General features: G+C 28.3%; 7 protein-coding genes. 1 reads left to right on the forward strand and 6 read right to left on the reverse strand.

Annotated features, from left to right (window positions below; translation table 11 throughout):
• The 5 genes from AC30RD_RS05425 to AC30RD_RS05445 all read right to left on the reverse strand — a co-directional run.
• A partial coding sequence (locus AC30RD_RS05425; protein ID WP_489493303.1) for a type II toxin-antitoxin system RelE family toxin occupies positions 1-208 on the reverse strand: 208 nt, incomplete at its 3' end.
• Between the two features lies 1 nt (position 209).
• On the reverse strand, positions 210-488 hold the full coding sequence (locus tag AC30RD_RS05430) for a type II toxin-antitoxin system RelB/DinJ family antitoxin (RefSeq protein WP_489493305.1): 279 nt from the start codon (positions 486-488) through the stop codon (positions 210-212).
• Positions 489-1,015: 527 nt separating this feature from the next.
• Positions 1,016-1,477: a hypothetical protein gene (locus tag AC30RD_RS05435; protein WP_489493306.1), complete on the reverse strand. Its 462-nt coding sequence runs from the start codon at positions 1,475-1,477 to the stop codon at positions 1,016-1,018.
• 2 nt (positions 1,478-1,479) lie between these two features.
• Complete coding sequence (locus AC30RD_RS05440) at positions 1,480-3,219, reverse strand: ABC transporter ATP-binding protein (RefSeq protein ID WP_489493307.1); 1,740 nt, start codon at positions 3,217-3,219, stop codon at positions 1,480-1,482.
• Positions 3,220-3,231: 12 nt separating this feature from the next.
• Entirely contained in the window at positions 3,232-4,341 is a 1,110-nt protein-coding gene (locus tag AC30RD_RS05445; protein ID WP_489493309.1) for a multiheme c-type cytochrome, read from the reverse strand.
• 81 nt (positions 4,342-4,422) lie between these two features.
• Between AC30RD_RS05445 and AC30RD_RS05450 the strand changes: the two genes are divergently transcribed.
• Positions 4,423-5,025, forward strand: a complete 603-nt coding sequence (locus AC30RD_RS05450) for an HhH-GDP family DNA glycosylase (RefSeq protein ID WP_489493310.1) — start codon at positions 4,423-4,425, stop codon at positions 5,023-5,025.
• On the opposite strand, the gene AC30RD_RS05455 is transcribed toward AC30RD_RS05450, so the two are convergent.
• Positions 4,991-5,919: histone deacetylase family protein (locus tag AC30RD_RS05455; protein WP_489493311.1), on the reverse strand; the 929-nt coding region annotated here is incomplete at its 5' end. The two genes, AC30RD_RS05450 and AC30RD_RS05455, sit on opposite strands and share 35 nt — an antisense overlap.

Genomic DNA, 5,919 nt, shown 5'->3' on the forward strand with positions numbered 1-5,919 from the left:
GTTCATTTTTGTCTATAAAGTATAAAAAGCGATATTTGCCTATACGGAGTCTAAAAAAATCGCTATTGCTCATCTTTTTGGTGTCGATATCTTCTACGTAAGGATTTTTGGCAAGTTTTTCAAATATCTCTTTAAATCGCTGTTTTGTTTTTTTGTCTTGTTTCTCAATGAATTTCTTGGACTGTTTGGAGAATTTGAGTTTGAACATATTAGTCCCAGTCTATATCGTTAAAATCTACATAGTCCTCAGGGTGCTTTTTGTAATGTTTTTTTGCCTCTTGTAAAACTTTATAATCTGGATCATCTTTGCCAACAGACTCGATGTCGAGCTCATTAGGTATAAGAGGCATTGAGCCTTTAACAACTCTATTTAAAAGCATATTTATTCCATCACTGAGACTCAATCCATACTCTTTAAATATCTCTTTTGCTTTTTCTTTGAGCTCTTTATCAAGATAGACGTTACTGCGTATTTTTGTTGTGGCCATTGCAAATCCTTTAACACAAAATTTGTGTTTATTATAACTCTATTTTTTAAAATAATCAATCTTAATATAATTTTGTAAACTAAAATTGATACAAAATTATAATAAATTGCTTTTGTAAAAGTAGCCAGGATAACTCGGACAAGTCCATTTTATGGGACTTTTAGGCTAATTTAGTTAATATGGATAAGTTGGACAAGTCCTATTTATGGGATTTAGAACAAATATAATTATATATAATCTAAATATTCTTTTAACTCTATTACTATCTTTTTAAACTATTTCCGTTTTGGAAACAATTGATTTTTTATCCAGTTTGCCGCATGTAAAAATACATTTCATAATATTAGAAAATGTTCTTTTTGTACTCCAAAAATTTGAAAAAAGTTTACAAATCGAAACATAATTCTAAAAAATCTTCAAAATTTTTTAAAAAGTAGCTTTTGCGGTAAAGCAAAAATAAAAAAATCTTCAAAATACCTATTTTAGGAATATTGAAGTTATGTTATTACTCCCCCTGGGGTCACCATCTATTTTATTTTTCTTACACACTCTTTATCAATCCAAAAATCGAAATTGGTTTCATACCATTTTCCTTTTTTAAATAATCCAGAAATTTTATATCTATTTTTATTATCTTCTAAAAATGATGTAAATTTTTCACCCTTCTTAAATATTTTTAATCTAACTTTATCAATATTTTCTACTGAGCAATCTTTTATTAAAACAAAAGTAGAAGGGATTATCTTTTTTAAAATCAGATAATTATTATTGCAATTTTTTAGTGCTATATTTTTATTTTCTAATTCGATATTTTTTCTTTTTAAATTTTCTAACTCTTTTTTTAATTTTTTATTTTCTAATAATAATTTGTCAATTTTTTCTCTATTTTTTACTATTAAATAACCATTACCCGATCTAATAATTTTAGCCTCATCATCACAATATGAAAAACTAAACAATAAAATTATTAGCAACAAAATCCTTAGCATAATCATCTCCTACCCAATCTAAACTTATCAAAACTACCATGCTTTACTATTTTACCATTATCAAGCACATAAATAAAATCTGCTTGTTTTATTGTGCTAATTCTATGGGCTATTAATATGGTTGTTTTCTCTTTTAAAAAGCCATTTAACGCATCAAAAAGTCTCTTTTCGGTATCCATATCGATTGCTGAAGTTGATTCGTCTAAAATGACAACTTTTGGATTTTGTAAAATCATCCTTGCAATTGCAATTCTTTGTCTTTGCCCCCCGGAGAGTCTAATCCCCGCCCGTCCCACAATAGTATCTAAACCTTTTTCCATCTCCTTTATATCTTTTTCTATTTGAGCAATTTTTAAAGCTTCCCATATATATTTTTCATCGATATCTTTTCCTAAAGTAAGATTAAACCTAATAGTATCATTAAAAAGAACAGGATTTTGTAAAACAAGTGAGACATTTTCCCTTACTACATCCAACCCGATTTTTTTTATTGAAACTTTGTTATAAAAAATATCTCCTTTATCAACAGGATAAAACCCTACCAAAATCCTACTAAGGGTTGTTTTTCCGCTTCCACTTGCTCCAACAATGGCTGTTTTTTTACCAGGGTATATTTTTAAATTGATATCTTTTAAAACAGTTTTTTGTCCATATGAAAAACTTACATCTTTTAATTCTATCTCAACACTTTTTTTATCTTTAAAGGGGTTTATAATATGGGGATATGAGGGCTCTTTTTTTAACTTCAATAGCTCATTTATCCTATCAAGTGCAACAGAAGCGTTTTTATATGCATACTGAATACTTAAAATCTCTTGAATTGGTGTCATCATAAACCATAAATACCCAAAAATAGCAAGCATTAAGCCTATAGTTAGGTCGCTATAAGCTACCGCAACGATTCCTGCAGCTCTAAATATCTCAAATCCACTAACAAAGATTAAAAAGCTAAGTCTACTTGCTGCATCGCTTTTCCAACTAAAATTTATCGATTTTTGCATCACATCTTTTGCATTATTTATTATTTTTTTGAAAAAAAGATTTTCTTTATTTGCAGCTCTTATCTGTTCAAAAAGATCTAATGTCTCTACCAAACTTTTTTGAAAAATTTCAATTGCTCTATTTTCCTCTTTTTTAAGCTTAGATACTCTTCTTGCAAGTTTTGTTGCAAAAATTACCACAATAGGATTTAATATTATTATAAAAAGCGCAAGTTGCCAATGGATTGCTAACAATACTATCGATATCCCAATAAGTGTCAATGTTGAGATCAAAAAGCGGCTTATTGATATACTTAAAAATGAATCTATAGTATTAATATCGGTTATTAGTCTTGAAGATATGGTTGAGCCGCCAATTATTTCATACTCTTTTAGAGAGACTTTTTTTAAATGTTCAATAACATCTTTTCTTATTTTAAATGTTATGCTTTTTGATATTTTTTCAAATATACGATTTTGCAAAATATTTAAAAAAGAGTAGGAAAATCTTAAAAAGAGCACGGCAAATAGCACAATTATCGTATATCCAAAAGGGTTTTGCTTACCAAAAATATGATCTATAATCCCTACGATATTTCCAGGTTTATTTAGAAGTATCTCATCTACCAAAACAGGCATCAAAAGAGGAGTAGGAACTGTTGCGGCGGTTGCCAAAAGAGCCAAAAACTGCGCTATTAAAAAATTTTTTTTCTCTTTTTTTAAATTATTAAATATTTTTTTCCAACTATATATATTTTGCATAAAAAATTTTATCTAGTTTATATTTAAAACACTCTTTTTTAATAGGCGAAAATCAGCATATTTTTCTAAATTCATCTTTTTGGCTAATTTTGGCTTAATCAAATAAAAACCAAGTTTTGCTACAACTTTTATATTTTTTGGTTTTATAGCGATTTTGAACTCTCTTTTTTCCTCTCCTTTTAATACATTATCTTTTAGTATATTATCAGCTACCCAAGGTGGAGAAGGTTTATCGCCTTTAGCTAAAACTTTTTGAAAAATTATCTCTTTTTTCTTTATTATTTTGTTATTTTTATAAACCTCTATAATAAGTTTAGCCATTCTCATAGGATGCAAAATCAAGTCGTGGGGAGCTCTGTTTTTTATAATAATCTTAACAAAATTTTCTTTTGGCTCAATAACCAAATCTATATATTTTTTTAAAAGATCCGGTCTATTTTTAAGTGCGGCAAATCCGTGATAAGCATGAGTAAAAGTCTCTACTCTATCACTTAAACTTCCCTCAACTTGAGGCATATGGCAAGTTATACAGTTTTTTTCCATACTATTTTTACTATCGGTTTTGCAAACAACAACACCTTGCTTATTTTTTCTATGAGAGTGGCAACCAAGGCAAGTATCGCCGTTTTTATGTATTATGTTTGTATTTATTATTTTATGATATTCTGATCTTATTTTTGGATTTCTTGTTCCATAATATACTCCTTTTTTATTTAATATAATATTTTCATTTTCTCTTGGATGCTTTTTAATAGCTTCGATTCTATGACAATAAGCGCATGCAATTGACTCTTTTATGGCGCTACTTTCCTCTTTTAGGTTATTAATAGATCTATTTTTTAAAGTTGGGGTATGACATTTTCCGCATATATATTTTTTTGGCTTTTTACTCTTTTTGAAAGCCTCCCAAGCAGCTTTATGAATCTCATCATTAAATATAGTTGATTTATAATGGGCAGAACTTTTATACTCTTCATAAATATCTAAATGGCACCTAATACATTGTCTATTTTTGGCAAAATCTCCTTTTATTTCCATAGATTTTACGGTTGCGCTTCCCGCAAAAATATTTGCAAGCAAAGATATTTTTAAAAAAATCATTAATAAAACAAACTTTCTCATCTTTTCTTCCTGTTAGGAATTTTTTATATTATAATTATTATAAATGTTGTTTATAAATGACTTAAATCAATTGGGAAAAAAATGAAAAATATACTCCAAAACCTTAAAAATTCGCTTCTATACTCTGAAGAGCTTGGTATTGATTTGAGTAAAAAAGATGATAATGAACTTTTTAAATGTTTTTTGGCAAGCATCTTATATGGTGGGCATATTAATAAAACTATAGCTAAAAATACATATAAAACCTTTGAAAAATACAATCTTTTAACTCCGCAAAAAATAATTGAGGCTGGATGGGATTTTTTAGTTTATCCCATAATGAGGGAGGGAGGATATGTAAGATATGATGGGAAAAAATCGGATCAAATTTTAAAAGATTGCAAATATCTTTTAGAAAAATATGATGGAAGTTTGAACAAAATCCATAATCTATCAAAAGACTCTAAAGATTTAGAAGATAGGCTTGATCAATTTTACGGCATTGGACCAATTACTGTTAATATTTTTTTAAGGGAATTAAGACCCTATTGGGAAAAAGCAGATCCAAAGCCTTTAGATATTGTTTATAAAATGGCTAAAAAATTAAAAATAGATCTAGATAAATTTGATAGAAAAAGTGTCGAGTTTATTAAAATTGAAGCAGGATTAATTAGACTTTCACATCATAAAAGAAAAGCTCATTAACAGTAATTTTTGCGCTTTTTGCTAAGGAGTTAAGATTGTAACCTCCTTCTAATAAAAAAGCTATAGGCTTATTTTTACTAAAATCCAAAATTTTTTGAATCAATTTTTTTAATCCATCAAAAGTGATTTGTGCGGTCGAAATAAATTCATCTTTCATCAAATCATATCCAGCACTAACTAACACTATATCAAAGTCAAACCAACTTGGAAGATCATCATAAAGCTTCAAAAGGGTTTCATCATCACAATAATCTCCATAGGGTTTGTTTAAATTATACCCTTTGCCCCTTCCTTTTCCTATCTCTTCTTCACTACCTGTAAAATAGGGATAATTATTTTTTTCATGGGTGCTAAAATAAAATACGCTATCATCTTCATAAAAAATATCTTGTGTTCCATTTCCATGATGAACATCAAAGTCTATAATCATAACTTTTTCATAACCTCTTGATTGAGCATATTTTGCCATTAACGCAACATTGTTAAATATACAAATTCCCTGTCCCGTTTTTCTTTCGGCATGATGTCCTGGAGGACGAATATTTAAAAAGGCTCTTTTTATCTCACCCCTTTTAAAAGCATCAATTATTGGCATTGTTGATCCTGCAGCATATAAAGCTACCTCATAACTCATAGGCGATAAAATTGTATCTTCATTCAATATCATTCTGTAACCGTTTTCATACGCTTTTTCAACCCAGTCAACATACTCTTTTTGATGTATTTTATAAAGATCTTCTTTGCTTGCTCTTTTTACATCGTAATGTTTTAAATTAAAATCTTTTAAAGCCTCATCAATTACGATAACTCTATTTTTATTTTCTATATGCTCCTTAGTATCATGCATAGTAAAAATAGGATCATAAATATAACCTACCATTATTATTCCCCTAA

This window comes from Nitrosophilus sp. (genome assembly GCF_982775275.1).